Origin of the sequence: uncultured Campylobacter sp., assembly GCF_938041645.1 — a bacterium.
Taxonomy (GTDB): Bacteria; Campylobacterota; Campylobacteria; order Campylobacterales; family Campylobacteraceae; genus Campylobacter_B.
Map to the genome: position 1 here is coordinate 38,421 of NZ_CALIST010000019.1, position 16,773 is coordinate 55,193.

A 16,773-nucleotide genomic window follows, 5' to 3' on the forward strand; every position below is an offset into this window, starting at 1 on the left:
TATTTTAAAATTTACATTCATCAAATTTACCTTGCACCGAGATACAAGGTAAATAAAATGAACTTAAGTATAAGGCGTAAGAGATATTTTAATATTGAATTAATACTAAAATACTATTTTGTTCCCGAGAAAAACTTTTTATCCTCATTAAACTTATAAATTTCTTTAGCATTTTTACAATTCTTATAGGCGTTGCTATTTTCGTTTAATTTATCAAAATCGCATTGTTTGAAAACTTTTTCTGCCTCATCAGGATGATTTTGATAGTATTCTAAAGATTTAACCTCCGTATTATCGCAACCCACCAAAAAAGCAGCGAACGCAAGCCCCCCCCAGAGGAACGTTTTAATGTTTTTCATTTCATTCTCCTTGTTTGAAATTTTACCTGGTATTTTACCATCTGTTTACTTTGAGAATTTTGAATTACTGCCATTCTACCTGCGCGGTAAACAAATTTAACGAAGCTTTGATACCGCCCTTAAGCTACATTTCGCTAAGATTGCGGCTAAATTTTAAAAAAGGTGCAAAATGAATGATAAATTTAGCAAAATCGGCTTCATCCTCGCAGTCGCAGGCAGCGCCGTAGGGCTCGGTAATGCGTGGAAATTCCCCACTTTAGTAGGCACCAACGGCGGCAGCGCATTTATCTTGCTATATCTTTTGCTGACGCTTTTGGTTAGCTTCGTGATTTTTTTAGCCGAGATCGTCATCGGCAGGCTAAGCGAAAGTGATCCAGTGCGCGCATTTGAAAAACTCGCACCCTCATACAAAGGCGCATGGAAATACGCGGGATTTTTTATGATTAGTGCGCTTTTGATCTATGCTTTTTACAGCGTCGTAATGGGCTGGATCCTAAAATACGTGGTCTCAAGCGCTTTTTATCTGCCAAAAAGTATAGATGAAAGCGGCGCAGCGTTTAAAGCGCTTTTAGGTGGCGATTTTTTAAGCGCGGCGATATGCTTTACCATAGCGTCGGCATTTTGCTTTTTTATCGTGTCCAAAGGCGTTAAAAGCGGCATCGAGCGACTTAATGTCTGGATGATGCCCGCGCTATTTATTTTGCTGGTTTTGATGCTAATTTACGCCGCGAGTTTCGATGGATTCGGACGTAGCGCAAAATTCTTGCTAGTGCCAGATTTTTCCAAGCTTAATAAAGATAGCGTTCTTTCGGCGCTAGGACTTGCATTTTTTACGCTTTCGCTGGGCGTTACTACGATTATGACCTATGCTGCAAGCCTGCCTGCGCGCACCAATATCCTAACCTCAAGCATAAATATAGTCTGCATTAATGTCCTAATCGGCGTGATGATGGGACTTATCGTCTTTACTTTCATCTTTGAATTCGGTGGCGATCCCAAAGCGCAAGGTCCTGGGCTAGTGTTCGTCTCGCTGGTGGTGCTTTTTTCAAAGCTCGGTGCGATCGGAAATATCCTAGCCTTTTTATTTTTCACCTCGCTATTATTTGCGGCGATTACTTCTGCAATTTCGATGCTGGAGCCTGCGATTTATTATCTCGTAAACTCCCGCAAGCTAAGCCGCAAGCGCGCTTCACTTTTAGTTTTTGCCGTGACGTATGTTTTAGGGATATGCTGCATTTTGGGTTATTACGGGGGCACGAGCGAGTATTTTAGCCTAGGTGGCAAGAGCTTTTTTGACGTGCTTGATTACCTAACCTCGAATATCTTAATGCCTCTTAGCGGCATAATTGTGGCGATTTTCGTAGGGTTCGTGATCAAAAAACGAGCCGTCGAAATTCTACTGCGCCCATATATGGGACGAATGGGCTTTAAGCTGTGGTATTTCGTACTACTGCGCTTCGTGGCGCCAGTCGCGATCGTAGTGATAGCGCTCAATCAGCTAAAAATTTTAAATTTTTAAATTTTGTAAAGCAGGTGGATAACATGGATTTAAAATTTGGCGCTAAAGCAGTCCAAAAGCAACGCGCCAAATTTCATAGCGAACTTGCGGCGATCCGTTAGCCTTGCAGCGATAGTTTAAAATTTTATGTTTAGATAGAGGAAGGTCAAAGTATGCGACGGCAATCAGCTTTCGGCGCGACCGTGCTAACCTGCATGGCGATCGGTGCGCGCGACAAAGGCGTCGTAGCGCAGCCGCGTCTAATCACGCTGTGGAATTTTAAAATTTAGCGTCAAAGCAGCCCAAAAGTAGCGCGCCAAATTTCATGGCGAGTTTGCGTAGATAGTTTGGAATTTTAAAATTCCGTAGCTTTAAAATTTAAAAATCATTGGAGCGAAAATGAACGATAAATTTAGCAAAATAGGCTTCATACTTGCCGTCGCGGGCGGCGCGGTGGGGCTTGGCAACGCATGGAAATTCCCCACCCTCGTGGGCCAAAACGGCGGTAGCGCCTTCGTGCTTTTGTACCTCGCGCTCACGCTGGGCGTGGGCTTTAGCATATTTCTAGCCGAGATGGCGCTAGGCAGGCTAAGCGGGCGGGATCTACCGAGCGCTTACGAGACGCTAGCGCCGCGCGGCGGACGCAAATGGCGCGCGGGAGGCGTTTTCATCGCGGGCGGCATGCTGGTGCTGTCCTTTTACCTCGTGATCCTCGGCTGGGTGATCCGCTATATCTTTTTGGGCTTTTCTCCGCTGCCCGCAACCGCCGAGGAAGCGGGCGCCGTCTTTGACGATCTCATCTCGCATTCGCTAGTTACGAGTCTGGGCTTTTACGCGCTTGCGCTCGTGCTGACGCTCTCTGTCGTCGCGCGCGGCATCAAAAGCGGTATCGAGCGGCTAAACGTCGTGATGATGCCGCTTCTTTTCGTGCTGCTGCTTGCGATGCTTGCGTATGCGTGCACGATGCAGGGCTTCGGCGCGGCGGCGAAATTTCTTTTCTACCCCGACTTCGGCAAAATCACCGTCAACTCCGTCCTATCCGCGCTCGGGCTCGCGCTCTTTACCCTGTGCGTGGGCGTCGGCTGTATCGCGGCATACGCGGCGTCGCTTAGCGAGGGTGTGCGGCTCGTGCGCAGCTCGGTAAACATCGTATTTATCAACATCGCGATCGGACTGATGATGGGGCTCATCGTCTTTACCTTCATCTTCGAATTCCACGCCGATCCCGCGCAGGGTGCGGGGCTTGTGTTCGTCTCGCTCACTACGATGTTTGCAAAAATGGGGCTAGCGGGACAGGTGCTTGAAGTCGCGTTTTTCGTCTCGCTCTTTTTCGCGGGGATCACGAGCGCGGTTTCGATGATCGAGCCTTTCGTCTTCTATCTCATCGGCAGATTTAAAATTTCGCGTCTGCGCGCAGTCTGCATCTCGGGGTGCGTCATAGCGGCGCTAGGCGCATGCTCGCTACTATCGATGCACGCGGATTATGCGAGCAAATTTAAGCTTTTCGGCGCGAGCTTTTTTGACTGCTTGGACTTCGTAAGCTCAAACGTCATGCTGCCCCTCGGCGCGCTAACCTCGGCGATCTTCGTGGGCTTTGTGATGGATGCACAGCGCCTGCGCGGGCTTTTCGGCGCCGATATGGGCGAGCTTGGATTTAAAATTTGGTACTTTTCGCTGCGCTTCGTAGCGCCCGTCGCGATCGTGATCATAATGGCAAATCTGCTGTTTTTCAGCGGGAAGTAAGAAGCGATTCGGTTAAATTTAAAGGCGGCATGGGTTTAAATTTAACCCTTTTTAAGCGAGCTTAAATTTAAAAAGGTCGCTTAACATCGCAGCCCGTTAGGCTCGTATTTTAACTAGCGTTTTGCTAAAGGAGTAAATTTTGAAAGCTCTTAAATTTATAGCCAAAGCCCTAATCGCGGTGCTCGGCGTTTGTGTGATCGTCGGTGCGCTTAATTACAGCGGGTTTAGCTTCGGCGATCTAAAATGGCTTAGCAAAGATGAGATGGTGCAAAATTTCGTACAGGACGAATTGGAAAATTATTATTATGAAGGGAAGTCCAAATACAATAAACTTTACACCATAGATACCAACTTAACATTTCACGAAGCTATTTCTAAAATCAACGAAATCTTTGAAAATCATTCAAATGACAAGGACTTTAATTTAATATATGATTTAAATTCTTCACTCCCTTTTAGAGATATTACAGACGAAATGGTATCGGATGAAAAAATCCCATGGACTTTTTCAGATTTTATCTACCACCATACTGTCAATAATGTCGATGCGGGAGATAATTACACGTATAGACCATTTGAAGGCAATAGAAAAATAGACTATGAAAAAGAAAAAGGTAAAGTGATTATTCTAAATCAGCATTATTCATCAAATATTTATTTATCAGATACTTTCACCATAAAAGAATGCCGTAAAGAAACATCGTTTATTGATAGAATACTGGGCGAAAGCCAATTTTGTATGAAATTTATAGCGATAAAACGTATCCCCAATGAGTATGAGCCGAGCAAGCGGTATCGTGACGATCCAAATTTTATATTCAATAGCACGAAACGGAATTTTGATATATTTTTAAAAAATATAAATTCCGAGGAAAGCTGCCTTGGTATTATTGATTGTTATGAGACTAGATTAGATAACCATGAAAACAGATATATAGGATTTATGAAGCTTTTTGAGCTTATGAAATGATATGATGTTGGCAGTATTATATTAATTTGAAGTAACGATATCAAGCGCCCTAGCTCCGTGCGTAGCAAAACATAAAATTCCTCGTAAAATTTTACGCTTTACATCTTGCGAATGGATTTTTACCAAAGCAAAATTCTGTCTAGCGGCACCGCATCTCGTGCTGCGAGCGCAAAACGTTTAGCAAATATCGCGATAAATTTAAACTTATAATAGTGGAGTTTGAAAAAAAGACGCACCGCTTTGAAAGCGCGTACGAAGCTACGTGGCGATATTTGCGGCAAGCGGTGTAAGCCATGCCGCTAAATTTGAAGCGAAATTTCAGAATAAGGCTAAATTTAAGAAATTTAGCCGTTCATTATCGATAGTAGCTCGGTGTTGTCTTTGGTTTTTAGCATCTTGGCGTATAAAAATTTCAGCGCCTCGACGTCGTCCATCGTCGAAATCGCCGAGCGCAGCGCCCAGATCTTTTGCAGATTTTCGCTGCCTTGCAAAAGCTCCTCTTTGCGCGTGCCGGACTTGGTAATGTTGATCGCAGGGTAAATTCTGCGGTCCGAGATATTGCGATCAAGGATGATCTCGCTGTTGCCCGTGCCCTTGAACTCCTCGAAGATCACGTCGTCCATGCGCGAGCCGGTCTCGATGAGCGCGGTAGCGACGATGGTGAGCGAGCCGCCGTTTTCGATATTTCGCGCCGCACCGAAGAAGCGCTTCGGCTTGTGCAGGGCGTTTGCGTCCACGCCGCCGCTTAAGACTTTGCCGCTGCTAGGCGTAACGGTGTTGTAGGCGCGCGCAAGGCGGGTGATGCTATCGAGCAGGATGACGACGTCCTTGCCGTTTTCGACGGCACGTTTTGCCTTTTCGATGACGAGCTCGGCGACGCGGACGTGGTTGAACGCGGGCTGATCGAAGGTCGAGCTAAACACCTCGCCTCGCACGCTACGCTCCATGTCGGTCACCTCCTCCGGGCGCTCGTCGACTAGCAGCACCAAAAGTTCGACCTCGGGGTGGTTGCGCGTAATGCCGTTGGCAAGCTCCTTCATAAGCTCCGTTTTACCGCTACGCGGAGGCGCCGTGATGAGCCCGCGCTGCCCCTTGCCGATCGGGGTGAAAAGATCGAGTACACGACCGGTAAGGCGCATAGGATCGTATTCGAGCTTGAGCTTTTCGGTCGGGAAAAGCGGCGTGAGATTGTCAAATAGCGGACGCTCTCTAGCCTCTTGGATCGATTTGTAATTGATCGCCTCGATCTTTAAGAGCGCGTAGTACTTCTCCTGATCCTTCGGCTCGCGCACCTGGCCCGTGACGATGTCGCCGACGCGCAGAGCAAATTTGCGGATCTGGCTGAGGCTCACGTAAGCGTCATTGGCGCTGTCGCTTAAATTTGAATCTATGCCACGCAAAAAGCCGTAACCCTCGGCGGTAACCTCCAAAATCCCCGTAAAAAGTATGAAGCCGCCCTGCTTCGTCTGCATGCGTAAAATTTCAAAAACAAGCGCTTGGCGGCGGAATTCGCGCGGGTTCTCGACGCCTAGCTCGTCTGCTATGGCGATGAGATTTTCAAGATCCATCGAGCGGAGCTCCTCGATCTGGTAGCCCTCGACGGGAACGTGCGTTTTAGCGTAAGTTTTTCTGCCGTTTTGATTAGAATTTGAAGCGGCGGTCTGAGCGGAATTTTGATTTGTATTTTCCATTTGTCCTCTTAGAGTGTGAAGTTATTAAATTTAGTTTTAAAAGTCGCGAAATTTAAAATTTAGTTCTCTTTATAAGCACCGAACCTTAAAATTTTTTGTTGTCTTCTGCTGATGAGCTCGTCTATGCTAAGATCGTCTAGCTTGTGCAGCTCGGTTAAGACATAGTTTCCAAGCGCTTTTATCGCGCCGTCTTTATCCCTGTGGGCGCCCGTTTTAGGCTCCTTGATCACATCATCGACCAAGCCTAGCTCTTTTAGCTCCTCGGCGGTGATCTTTAGCGCCTTCGTAGCGGCCTCGCTCTTGCTCGGATCGTTCCACAAAATCGCGGCACAGCCCTCGGGAGAGATAACCGAAAAGATTGAGTTTTGAAGCATCGCCAAACGATCGGCCACGCCGATCGCTAAAGCTCCGCCGCTGCCGCCCTCGCCGATAACGACGGCGATCGTAGGGGTTTTAAGATCGCTGAGTTCATATAAATTTCGCGCGATAGCCTCGCTCTGACCGCGCTCCTCGGCGCCAAGTCCCGGATATGCGCCCGGAGTATCGATCAAAAATAAAATCGGAATGTTAAATTTCTCGGCAAGTTTCGCTACACGCAACGCCTTGCGATAACCCTCAGGATGCGGCATGCCGAAATTTCGCTTCAGCTTATTTTTGGTGCCGCGACCCTTCTGCTCGGCAATCACGGCAATTTTACGGTTGCCCATAATACCCAGATAACACACGATCGACGGATCGTCTCTAAAGGCGCGGTCGCCGTGAAGCTCCCTAGCGTCTTGTAAAAGCGCGCGAATATAATCGATCGCATAAGGGCGATCCGGGTGGCGCGCAAGCTGAAGCCTTTGGTATTCGTTTAAATTCTTATAAACTTTAGAAATTTCTTTTTCGAGGTTCTTATTTAAAATTTCGACCGCATCCTCATCGCCGCGAATTTTAGCGGCGGTGATGTCCTCATCGATCTGCTTTATAGACTTTTCGAAGTCCAAATAGCTCGCCATCAATCTACTCTTTTGAAAATAAGCGACGCGTTTGTGCCACCGAACCCGAAGTTATTGCTCATAACGCAATCGAGTTTAGCTTTTCTGGCAACGTTTGGCACATAGTCCAAATCGCAATCGGGATCTTTTGAAATTTGATTTATCGTAGGCGGTATGATGCCGTTTTGCATCGCTAAAAGGCTGATCGCAGCCTCTACCGCTCCGGCAGCGCCTAGGCAGTGTCCTAGCTGACCCTTGGTGGAGCTGACTGCAGGCACCTTGCCCTCGCCGAAAAGCTCTTTTAACGCCGCGGTTTCGTTTTTATCGTTTATCGCGGTGGACGTTCCGTGAGCGTTTATATAATCAATCTTCGGGCGTCCCGCCATCTCATAGGCTTTTTTCATAGCGCGGATCGGGCCGTCTAGGCTAGGCGAAGTGATATGATAAGCATCGCCGCTAGCGCCGAATCCTACGAGCTCGCCGTAAATTTTAGCGCCGCGCGCTTTTGCGTCCTCTAGCTCTTCTAAAACCAAAGCCGCCGCACCTTCACCCATCACAAAGCCGTTTCGCTCCGCATCAAACGGACGTGAAGCGTGCGCAGGATCGTCGTTTCTAGCGCAAAGCGCCTTCATCGCGGCAAATCCGCCGATACCTACGGGACAAACCGCAGCCTCAGCACCCACTGCGAGCATCTTTTGTGCTTCGCCGATCATAATAACTCTCGCAGCGTCCATAATCGCATGCGCAGAAGCCGCACAAGCCGTGACGCTGGATAAATTCGGACCTTTTAAATTGTAGTATATTGAAACAAAGCCGCCGAGCATATTTACTAACGCAGAAGGGATAAAAAACGGAGAAATCCGCCTAGGGCCGCGCTGCAAGCAGGTATTGGCATTTATCTCGATATTCGGTAAACCGCCGATACCGCTAGCCGAGCTAACGCCGAATTCGTCGCTATCGAAATCACTAAATTTAGCGTCATCTATGGCTTCGCCCGCAGCTTTAAGCCCGAGTTGGATAAATCTATCCATCTTTTTTATCTCTTTTCCATCCTCGATTATGCTCGAAGGATCGAAACCTTTTACTTCAGCTGCAATTTGAACTGGAAATTCGCTAGCGTCAAAGAGCGAAATTTTATCAACCCCGGTTTTTCCGTTACAGATATTTTCAAAACTGCTCTGTTTGTCAAGCCCGAGAGAGGTTATCATCCCGATGCCCGTTACTACGACTCGTTTCAAAACCGCTTCCTTAAAATTTTATTTTTTAGGCAAATTTTCTATATAATCTACTACGTCTTTAATGCTTACTAATTTTTCAGACTCGCTATCTGGGATCTCGATACCGAATTTCTCCTCTAAAGCCATTACTAGCTCAACTACGTCAAGAGAGTCCGCGCCCAAATCCTCGATAATTTTAGAGTCAAGTTTAACCTGATCCGGGCTAACGCTGAGTTGTTCTACAACTACGTCTCTTACATCTTCAAATACTGCCATTTTAGCACTCCTTTAAAAAAATACCGCGTAATTCTATAATATTTAACCTTAAATTCCGCTATTTAACGCTACATATAGAGCCCGCCGTTGATTTTAAGCGTCTCGCCCGTAATGTAGCCCGCGCCGTCGCTTAGCAAAAACGCAACTCCTTCGGCAACGTCGCTCGTGCTTCCGAGGCGCTTAAGCGGGATGCTCGCTTCGTAACTTGCTTTTACGTCGTCGCTTAGCGCGTCCGTCATATCGGTGGCGATGAAGCCCGGAGTTATGCAGTTGAAGCGGATGCCGCGCGCCGCGCCCTCTTTTGCAAAGCTCTTACTCATCGCGATCATTCCGCCCTTGCTCGCGCTGTAATTGACCTGCCCGGCGTTTCCCATTTCACCGACGATCGAGGCGATGTTTACGACCGCGCCGAAGCGCTTTTTGCTCATTAGTTTTAGGGCCTCGCGGCAGCCGATAAAGGCGCTGCTTAAATTTGCTTCGATCACGCCCATGAAGTCTTCCAGCTTCATCCTAAGCGCGAGCTTATCGTTCGTAACGCCCGCGTTATTTACCAGATAGCTTAGTTCGCCGTCGCTTTGCGCGATCAAGCTTAGTGCCTCGCTAAATTCCGCTTCGTTCGTCGCGTCAAATTTAATCACGGCGCCCTCTCCGCCGTTTGCGCGGATCTCCTCTAGCAGCGCGTCGGCAGGCTTAGGGCTTGAGCGATAATTGATCCACGCCTTAAGCCCATAGCCTGCTAAAGTCCTTGCAATCTGCGCGCCAATACCGCGGCTCGCGCCCGTGATTAAAACGTTTTTTCCACTAAATTTCATACTTGTCCTTTTGTTAAAATTTTAATCTCTAGCGTAAATTTATCCAAATTTACCTAAATTTTAGCAGTTTAAATCTACTCGCGACCTGCGCCGTTGAAATTTCAAAATAGTGCCTCGTCCATCTCCGCGGGCTTTGGTAACCCCATTAGTTTTAGTACGGTAGCTGCGACGTTGCTAAGCCCAAGTCCGCTTTTTAGCTCGCGCACGCCCTCGCCCGCAACGAAACAAAACACGTCAAAGGTCGTGTGGTTCGTTAAAATTTCGCCGTCCGCATCTCGCATCGCCTCGCAGTTGCCGTGGTCGCTGATCTGGATATAGGCGTAATCGTGCGCCCTCGCCGCGCTTAAAATTTTACCGATGCACTCATCCACCGCCTCGACCGCCTTCACCGCGGCGTCATAATTGCCCGTGTGGCCGACCATATCGCCGTTTGCGAAATTTACGACGATAAAATCGATCCCCGCTTCGATACCGCGGATCACCGCATCGCACACCGCGGGCGCACTCATCTGCGGCTGCTCGTCGTAGGTTTTTACTTTGGGACTCGGGATCAGCACGCGAGTTTCGTTCGGCAGCGGCTCCTCGACGCCGCCGTTGAAGAAAAACGTCACGTGGGCGTATTTTTCGGTCTCGGCAGTGTGAAGCTGCGTAAGACCGGCTTCCGCGATCACTTCGCAAAGCGTGTTTTTTAGCACGGGCTTCTCAAATAGCAGAGGAAATTTAAAGCTCGCGTCGTATTCGCTCATCGTGATTAAATTTTGCACGACGAATTTTCGCTCAAATTCGCCGAAGCCCTCATCACCCAAAGCCGCGCAAAGCTCCCTGGCGCGATCGTTTCTAAAATTTATAAAAATCACTCCGTCGTCCGCGCCGATACCGCCAAAGCCGTTAAAGCTCGCGGGCTCGATAAACTCGTCGCTCACGCCGTGCTCGTAGCTTTGCAGCACATACTCGCTAGGCGAAATTTCAAGCGGCGCCGCTTCGCCCATAAGCACGTCGTAAGCGCGCTTTACGCGGTCAAAGCGCTTGTCGCGATCCATCGCGTAAAAGCGCCCGCAAACGCTAGCAACTTTAAATTTAGCCTGTAGATGCTTTAAAAATTCCGCGCCGCTGCTCGGCGAAACGTCGCGCCCATCGGTGATAGCGTGCGCCCATGTCTCGCAACCCGCATTCTGCGCTATCTCGCAGATCGCGTCGAAATGGCGCAGATGCGAATGCACGCCACCGTCGCTGTAAAGCCCTATGACGTGCAGTCTGCGGCACTTTGAAAGCAGGCTTTGTAGCGCTTCGTTTTTCTCAAGCGAGCCCTCATCGATCGCGCGATCGATTTTGACTAGGTTTTGATACAGAATTCTACCGCTTCCGATCGTCATATGCCCTACTTCGCTGTTTCCCATCTGCCCTTGCGGCAAGCCCACGGCAAGCCCCGAGGTATGCAGCAGCGTATTGGGCACGTTTTTAAAAAGATAATCATAGGCGGGCTTTTTCGCGTTTGCAAACGCGTTAAATTTATCGCTAGCGTTAAAGCCGATGCCGTCGGTGATAAGTAAAATCGTCTTTTGCCCCATTTTGGCTCCTAAATTTCGTCTAAATTCCGCCGCGCAGGTCTTTTGAAGCGAATCTGCGGCGCTGTTTTTACGAGCGGCATTATACTTTCTTTTGGCAAATGCGGCAAAATTTCATCCGCCCTAAAAGCTAAATTTTACCTCTTTTATACTAAAATGCGCGTTTTCATATAAAATTTCATAAAATTTAAAAGGTAAACTTTGTTTTATTATCTCTATCATCTTACGAATATAAATTTTTTCCAATACATCACCGCGCGCGCAGGCCTTGCGTTTTTTATCGCTTTTTGTTTTTCAGTCTGGGCTATGCCGCGGTTTATCCGCTGGGCGCAAGCTAGACACGCCGCGCAGCCCATCTACGAGCTCGCGCCGCAAAACCATCAGAAAAAGAGCAAAACCCCCACGATGGGCGGGCTCGTTTTTGTTACCGCCGCGGTGCTCGCAAGCCTGCTGTGCGCCAAGCTAAACAACGTCTTCGTGCTTTGCGGACTGCTTTGTTTAGTGGGCTTTGGATACATAGGCTTTAAGGATGATATCTCTAAAATTTTAGGTCGCCAAAACCACGCAGGTCTTAGCGCGCGGGCTAAATTTGCACTGCAAAATTTCTTGGCGTTTCTGATCGGGGCTACGCTTTATGCTTTTAGCGACCTGGGCGGGGAATTTTTCGTGCCGTTTTTCAAATACCCTCTGCTAAATTTATGGATCTTCGCGCCGCTGTTTTGGACGATCGTGATAAGCGCGAGCTCAAACGCGGTAAATTTAACCGACGGATTAGATGGGCTAGCGACCATTCCGTCGGTGTTTTCGCTCTGCAGCTTGGGCGTATTTGCCTATCTTTGCGGGCATGCGATCTACTCGCAATATCTCTTGCTACCGCGTGTCGCAGGCGCAGGCGAAGTCTGCATCATCGTATCGGCGCTCATCGGCGCGCTGCTTGGATTTTTGTGGTTTAACTGCTACCCCGCCGAAGTCTTTATGGGCGACAGCGGCAGCCTCAGCGTAGGCGCGTTTTTAGGATACTGTGCGGTCATCACGAAAAATGAAATTTTACTCATAATGATCGGCTTCGTCTTCGTCATCGAGACGCTCAGCGTGATCTTGCAGGTGGGCAGCTTTAAAATTTTCAAGCGCAGAATTTTCCTGATGGCGCCGATACACCACCATTTCGAGCTTAAAGGCTGGGTCGAAAACAAAATCATCATCCGCTTTTGGATCATCGCGCTGATCGCAAATATCATAGCGCTGACGTCGCTGAAATTGAGATAAAATGCGAGCGCAGGTCAAGCGCAGTTTTTTGAAAGATGCGAGAGGAACGGCGAAATGAGCGAACTTGGCGCCGATGAGATAACTCAAATTTTATGGGGCGAAGGGGGAGAAAAATGAAAAAATCACTATTCGGCTACGGGCTTACGACCAAAGCGATCGCCGAACACTGCCAAAAAGGCGGCTGTTGGGAGATTTACGACGATAAATTTGAAATTTCTTCGGGCGCGCCGAAGCTAGACGAGTTCGGCAACGCGCTTTTAAACCCAAGCGAGTTCGATCCCGCCGCAAGCGAGCTTGAAATCCCAAGCCCAGGCTTCCCGCCGCATCACGAGCTGGTGCGAAAAGCACGGAATTTAATCAGCGAATATGATTATTTCGACGATTACAAAGGTCTTAAAATTTGGATCAGCGGCACGAACGGCAAGACCACGACGACGAAGATGATGCAGCACCTGCTCGAGCGATACGGCTCGCAAATGGGTGGCAACGTGGGCGTTCCGCTTGCAAAACTTGATAAAAGTGCCGAAATTTGGGTGCTGGAGACGAGCTCGTTTACGCTGCACTACACCAAACACGCGCGCCCCGACATCTACGTGCTGCTTGCGATCACGCCCGATCATCTTAGCTGGCACGGCGATTTCGCGGAGTATGAGCGCGCTAAACTCTCGCCGCTGCTAGCGATGCGCGAAGGCTCCGTGGCGCTGATCCCGCGCGCCTACGAAAGCTCCGCCGCCGCGCAAAACAGCCTTGCTCGCGTAATCTGCTACGAGGACGAAGCGGATCTGGCGCAAAAATTCAGCATCGATTTAGGCGAGATAAAATTCCGCACCCCCTTTTTGATAGACGCGCTTTTGGCGCTGTGCGTGGAGAAAATTTTATTCGACAGATGCGACGCCATGCGACTGAATGACTTCGTGATCGAGGGCAACAAGCTCGAAGAATTTACCGACGCGCGCGGCAGGGTCTGGGTCAATGACACGAAGGCTACCAACATCGATGCATGCGCGCAGGCGCTGAAGCGATACGCGGGACGCAAAATACATCTGATCCTCGGCGGCGACGATAAAGGCGTGGATCTGCACCCGCTTTTTGCGGAGTTTAAAAAATACGATCTGCAAATTTACGCGATCGGCTCAAATACCGATAAAATCGTGCTTTTGTGCGATGAATACAGTCTTCCTTGCGTGCGCTGCGAAATTTTACAAACCGCGGTGAGTGAAATTTCGAAACGGTATCGAGGCGCAGGCTTTGAACAAAGCGGCGCAAGCGAATTGAAAGTACAAAATTTAGGCGCGGATGACGGATGCAACGGCGGCAAGGCGAAAGAAAACGCAAAGATCGGCGAGGACACGCTGCAAAAAGGCGGCGGCTCATCTGCCGCAAGCAACGACGCCTCTTCGCCGAAACGCCGCGCAAATGACGGTGAAACTCAGAATTCGCAGAATTCTAAAAATTTCGAAAATTTTAAAAATTCCATACATTCTGCGAGCGAAATAGCGCTGTTAAGCCCTGCATGTGCCAGTTTGGATCAATTTAAAAGCTACGCTGAACGCGGCGAGCTATTTAAAAAACAGGTCGCGCAGCTTGGATAAATAGGCCTATCGAGGTTAGCCAGATCGAGCTGGGCTTTTTAATACAATTTGCAGTCGCATTTTAAAATTTAAACGCTTCTGCTGCGCGGATATATCTAAGTAAATCTAGCTGAAACATGCATCGCAACGTCGCATTATCGGCTTTAGCGCAATGCCTATAAAGATGCCGTTAATAAGTTTGACAAAGTGTGGATTTTTGATGCTAAATTTAACCAATCGCTCCCGACTGTCCGTTATACGCGCAAATTTATCTACTTTGCATAGCCCAAAACCAAGCATATAATTTGAAGTCGGCCAAATAATAAAATTTCACATCACTTTGTTTTTTTAGATCGATAGCCTATTTTGATTATTGCAAATTACTGCGCAAGCAATATTTTCGCTACTGAAATTTAGAAAATTTTAACTGAGTAAATTTGACCGTTTTCGAGCATAACGTGCAAAAATATAGCGAGAATCGAGGATTTTAACCGAGATTTAAGTATTGCATGGCTAAAATTACTCTTCTTTTTCGGTGGTTGGATAGCTCAGTCGGTAGAGCAGCAGACTGAAAATCTGCGTGTCGGCAGTTCGATTCTGCCTCTAACCACCACTTAATCTATTTTATCTTTTAATCGCTCTTTTTGTTTCTCTTTGTTGTTATGATGGTGCTTGCCTTAAATTCTGGTTATTTTTATGTTAATTCTGAGTATAATCGTTCTAAAAAATAGTCTTAATTAAGCGTTAAAGGCGAACGCGTAAAACTCATGGAATACAGGCAGAGACTGCAAAGTGAAATTTATGCAGTGCATGCAGCAAACTGCGCAGAATAATAAAATTTGTACTACATTCGTTTGCTCGCGCGAACTTGTTTAAATTTTACCCCCGAAGTAACCTATAAATTTAAAGCCAAATAAATCAAACACGAAATAAGATGAAGGCAAAGCCGAGAAAAAAGTACAAAAGTTAAAATTTCAAAGTCTGCAAAATTTATAATAAAAAAAGAGATAGAAAAAAATAAGAGCTATAAAATTTGTAAATTTACAATAGCAATGATTAGAAAAGAATACAACTATGTAAAACTATAAAGTTCATAAAACCTTATAAAAGGAGAAGTCCACCTTACACTCCTCCCCTTATTTTATATATTCTTTCTTATTACTCTCCCCTACCTTTCTTGCCTCTCTTACCTTTAGCCTTAGACGATCCCTCTTCTTTAGCTTCGTCTTTCAACTTAGCCGTAGAGCCTTTTACTTTACTATCATCATTCATAGCTTTATCCATGCTATCATCCATTTTCTCTTGCATCTTTTCTGATTTGGCATTTGCTTTAGCTTTAGCAGATTTGACGGTATCTTTAGCTTTTTTACTTGCTTTTTTCTTGGCAGATTTTAGATCGCTTATGTCGGTCTGTCCGCTTACGGCAAGATCATCTTTAATAAGCTCAAATCTCTTATCGCCTATGCCTTTGATGTTTTTGATATCCTCGATATCTTTAAATTTATTATCCTTGCGGTAATCTATGATAGCCTGAGCTTTTGCCTCTCCGATACCGGGAAGTGCCATAAGCTCCTCTTTACTTGCGGTGTTTAAATTTACTGCTGCTAGCATAAATGCAGGAAGCGATAGAAATAGTGCGGATTTAAATAGGTTTTTCATTAAAAGTCCTTTAAGGTTAAGATATTTGTATTGTCAAATAAAACGTCTATTAGCATTTAGGGCTTTTGCATACCTATCCCGCGTCAGTGCTTGGGAATAGATATACCGCCTATAGCCATTACGCTACCTTGCAATACGGTAAGGATTATATTTGCAGCGGGCTTAAAGGGAGATAAAATTTAAGTGGATATATTGAAATTTTATCTGCTCCGATCGTTTTATTAAATAAATACGTTAAATTTTAGCTTGATCTTAAAAAGCAGATAGGCGCGGATAAAGCTAGATATATTAAATTCAACAGCGCTTTTTTTGCTCCTCTTTGGAGACCGAAAAGGATAAAGCGAGATATATTAAATTTAATACCGCAAGCATTGAAACGAGATTTGGATTTAAATCATGTAAAAGGCTAAGCGGCGGTACTTATAAAATTTAGCCCTACCTTACCGCGCATGGAGACTTTACGGGCGATGTTAGACGCATACGACGACGGGATGCTGGTGTTATAAAAGGCGCGGATACTTTGCATGCAAGGCCAGGCAGGCGATATTAATAAAATTTAGCCGCATCAATAAGCTTGCTTTTGTAGGACATGCTTTTATAGGCTTGATTTTTATAGAACGTCTGGTTATATTAAGCAATAACACTTGCCAGGCTTTATTCGGTATCTAGTTTAAATCATACAAAAGCTTTATAAGTGCCGGCGGCTTTATAATTTAGATATAAAAACGGGCAATGTATTAAAAACGAACGAACGGATAAATATAAATTATATAAATGAGGCTCGTAGAGGTTAGAAATAAAGATCGCACCATAGAAGTTAAAAAGCAAACGCAACAGGACAGTATGGAAAAACGATACGAACGAGTAAGTATTATAGAAAAATTTCAATCCGTATCATTTTTCGTTCAATATAAGTCAAATTTAATGCAGAGTTTTGAGATTTTGTATTGGTGGAGGGCTAGATTTAAAATTTGTATTTACAGAAGGTTCTAAAATTCTAAAGAGATTATAGAATTTTAAATTTATCAAGCAATATTATTAGATAAAAAAGCGATAAGCTAAAGATACTGAAATAGAATTTAAATTGAAAATTGTATGGAAAGCTATGTAATTTTAACAAAGCCTGCAGCGACCTACTTTCCCCGTCCGAGTAACGGATAGTATCATCG

The 16,773-nt window shown here is 46.4% G+C and carries 12 protein-coding genes, 1 tRNA gene and 1 pseudogene; 6 read left to right on the top strand and 8 right to left on the bottom strand.

From position 1 onward, the window contains the following. Nucleotides 1-113: 113 nt before the first annotated feature. Nucleotides 114-359 carry an EexN family lipoprotein gene (locus Q0600_RS02790; RefSeq protein WP_298756661.1) on the bottom strand — a complete coding sequence of 82 codons (246 nt, stop codon included), beginning with the start codon at nucleotides 357-359 and terminating at the stop codon, nucleotides 114-116. A gap of 169 nt (nucleotides 360-528) precedes the next feature. Here Q0600_RS02790 and Q0600_RS02795 point away from each other — a divergent pair, with 169 nt between their 5' ends. The 3 genes from Q0600_RS02795 to Q0600_RS02805 all read left to right on the top strand — a co-directional run bounded on the left by Q0600_RS02795 (nucleotide 529) and on the right by Q0600_RS02805 (nucleotide 4,570). Beyond that, nucleotides 529-1,878, top strand: coding sequence for a sodium-dependent transporter (locus tag Q0600_RS02795; RefSeq protein WP_298025002.1), 1,350 nt, complete (start codon nucleotides 529-531; stop codon nucleotides 1,876-1,878). 378 nt (nucleotides 1,879-2,256) lie between these two features. Continuing rightward, complete coding sequence (locus tag Q0600_RS02800) at nucleotides 2,257-3,600, top strand: sodium-dependent transporter (RefSeq protein WP_298756664.1); 1,344 nt, start codon at nucleotides 2,257-2,259, stop codon at nucleotides 3,598-3,600. A gap of 139 nt (nucleotides 3,601-3,739) precedes the next feature. Further along, nucleotides 3,740-4,570 carry a hypothetical protein gene (locus Q0600_RS02805; RefSeq protein WP_298756667.1) on the top strand — a complete coding sequence of 277 codons (831 nt, stop codon included), beginning with the start codon at nucleotides 3,740-3,742 and terminating at the stop codon, nucleotides 4,568-4,570. Nucleotides 4,571-4,914: 344 nt separating this feature from the next. Here the strand turns inward: Q0600_RS02805 and rho are convergent, their stop codons facing one another. From rho to gpmI, 6 genes are all read right to left on the bottom strand, one after another. Continuing rightward, nucleotides 4,915-6,261, bottom strand: a complete 1,347-nt coding sequence (gene rho, locus Q0600_RS02810; RefSeq protein WP_298756670.1) for a transcription termination factor Rho — start codon at nucleotides 6,259-6,261, stop codon at nucleotides 4,915-4,917. Nucleotides 6,262-6,320: 59 nt separating this feature from the next. Continuing rightward, on the bottom strand, nucleotides 6,321-7,259 hold the full coding sequence (accA, locus tag Q0600_RS02815) for an acetyl-CoA carboxylase carboxyl transferase subunit alpha (RefSeq protein WP_298756672.1): 939 nt from the start codon (nucleotides 7,257-7,259) through the stop codon (nucleotides 6,321-6,323). Next, nucleotides 7,259-8,476: a beta-ketoacyl-ACP synthase II gene (locus tag Q0600_RS02820; protein WP_298756674.1), complete on the bottom strand. Its 1,218-nt coding sequence runs from the start codon at nucleotides 8,474-8,476 to the stop codon at nucleotides 7,259-7,261. The genes accA and Q0600_RS02820 overlap by 1 nt, the downstream gene beginning before the upstream one ends. Nucleotides 8,477-8,494: 18 nt before the next feature. Next, nucleotides 8,495-8,731: an acyl carrier protein gene (gene acpP, locus Q0600_RS02825; RefSeq protein WP_005873350.1), complete on the bottom strand. Its 237-nt coding sequence runs from the start codon at nucleotides 8,729-8,731 to the stop codon at nucleotides 8,495-8,497. Between the two features lie 68 nt (nucleotides 8,732-8,799). Continuing rightward, on the bottom strand, nucleotides 8,800-9,543 hold the full coding sequence (fabG, locus tag Q0600_RS02830; protein ID WP_298756676.1) for a 3-oxoacyl-ACP reductase FabG: 744 nt from the start codon (nucleotides 9,541-9,543) through the stop codon (nucleotides 8,800-8,802). A gap of 101 nt (nucleotides 9,544-9,644) precedes the next feature. Continuing rightward, nucleotides 9,645-11,111 carry a 2,3-bisphosphoglycerate-independent phosphoglycerate mutase gene (gene gpmI, locus Q0600_RS02835; RefSeq protein WP_298756679.1) on the bottom strand — a complete coding sequence of 489 codons (1,467 nt, stop codon included), beginning with the start codon at nucleotides 11,109-11,111 and terminating at the stop codon, nucleotides 9,645-9,647. Between the two features lie 198 nt (nucleotides 11,112-11,309). Between gpmI and mraY the strand changes: the two genes are divergently transcribed. The 3 genes from mraY to Q0600_RS02850 all read left to right on the top strand — a co-directional run bounded on the left by mraY (nucleotide 11,310) and on the right by Q0600_RS02850 (nucleotide 14,558). Further along, the gene (gene mraY, locus Q0600_RS02840; RefSeq protein WP_298054009.1) at nucleotides 11,310-12,374 is read left to right on the top strand and encodes a phospho-N-acetylmuramoyl-pentapeptide-transferase; all 1,065 of its coding nucleotides are present in this window, start codon (nucleotides 11,310-11,312) and stop codon (nucleotides 12,372-12,374) included. Between the two features lie 113 nt (nucleotides 12,375-12,487). Beyond that, on the top strand, nucleotides 12,488-13,966 hold the full coding sequence (gene murD / locus Q0600_RS02845; RefSeq protein ID WP_298756681.1) for a UDP-N-acetylmuramoyl-L-alanine--D-glutamate ligase: 1,479 nt from the start codon (nucleotides 12,488-12,490) through the stop codon (nucleotides 13,964-13,966). 516 nt (nucleotides 13,967-14,482) lie between these two features. Further along, nucleotides 14,483-14,558: transfer RNA gene (locus Q0600_RS02850), tRNA-Phe, on the top strand. Between the two features lie 806 nt (nucleotides 14,559-15,364). Here Q0600_RS02850 and Q0600_RS02855 read toward each other — a convergent pair. After that, nucleotides 15,365-15,604: pseudogene (locus Q0600_RS02855) on the bottom strand (helix-hairpin-helix domain-containing protein); the annotation flags it as partial. Nucleotides 15,605-16,773 lie beyond the last annotated feature (1,169 nt).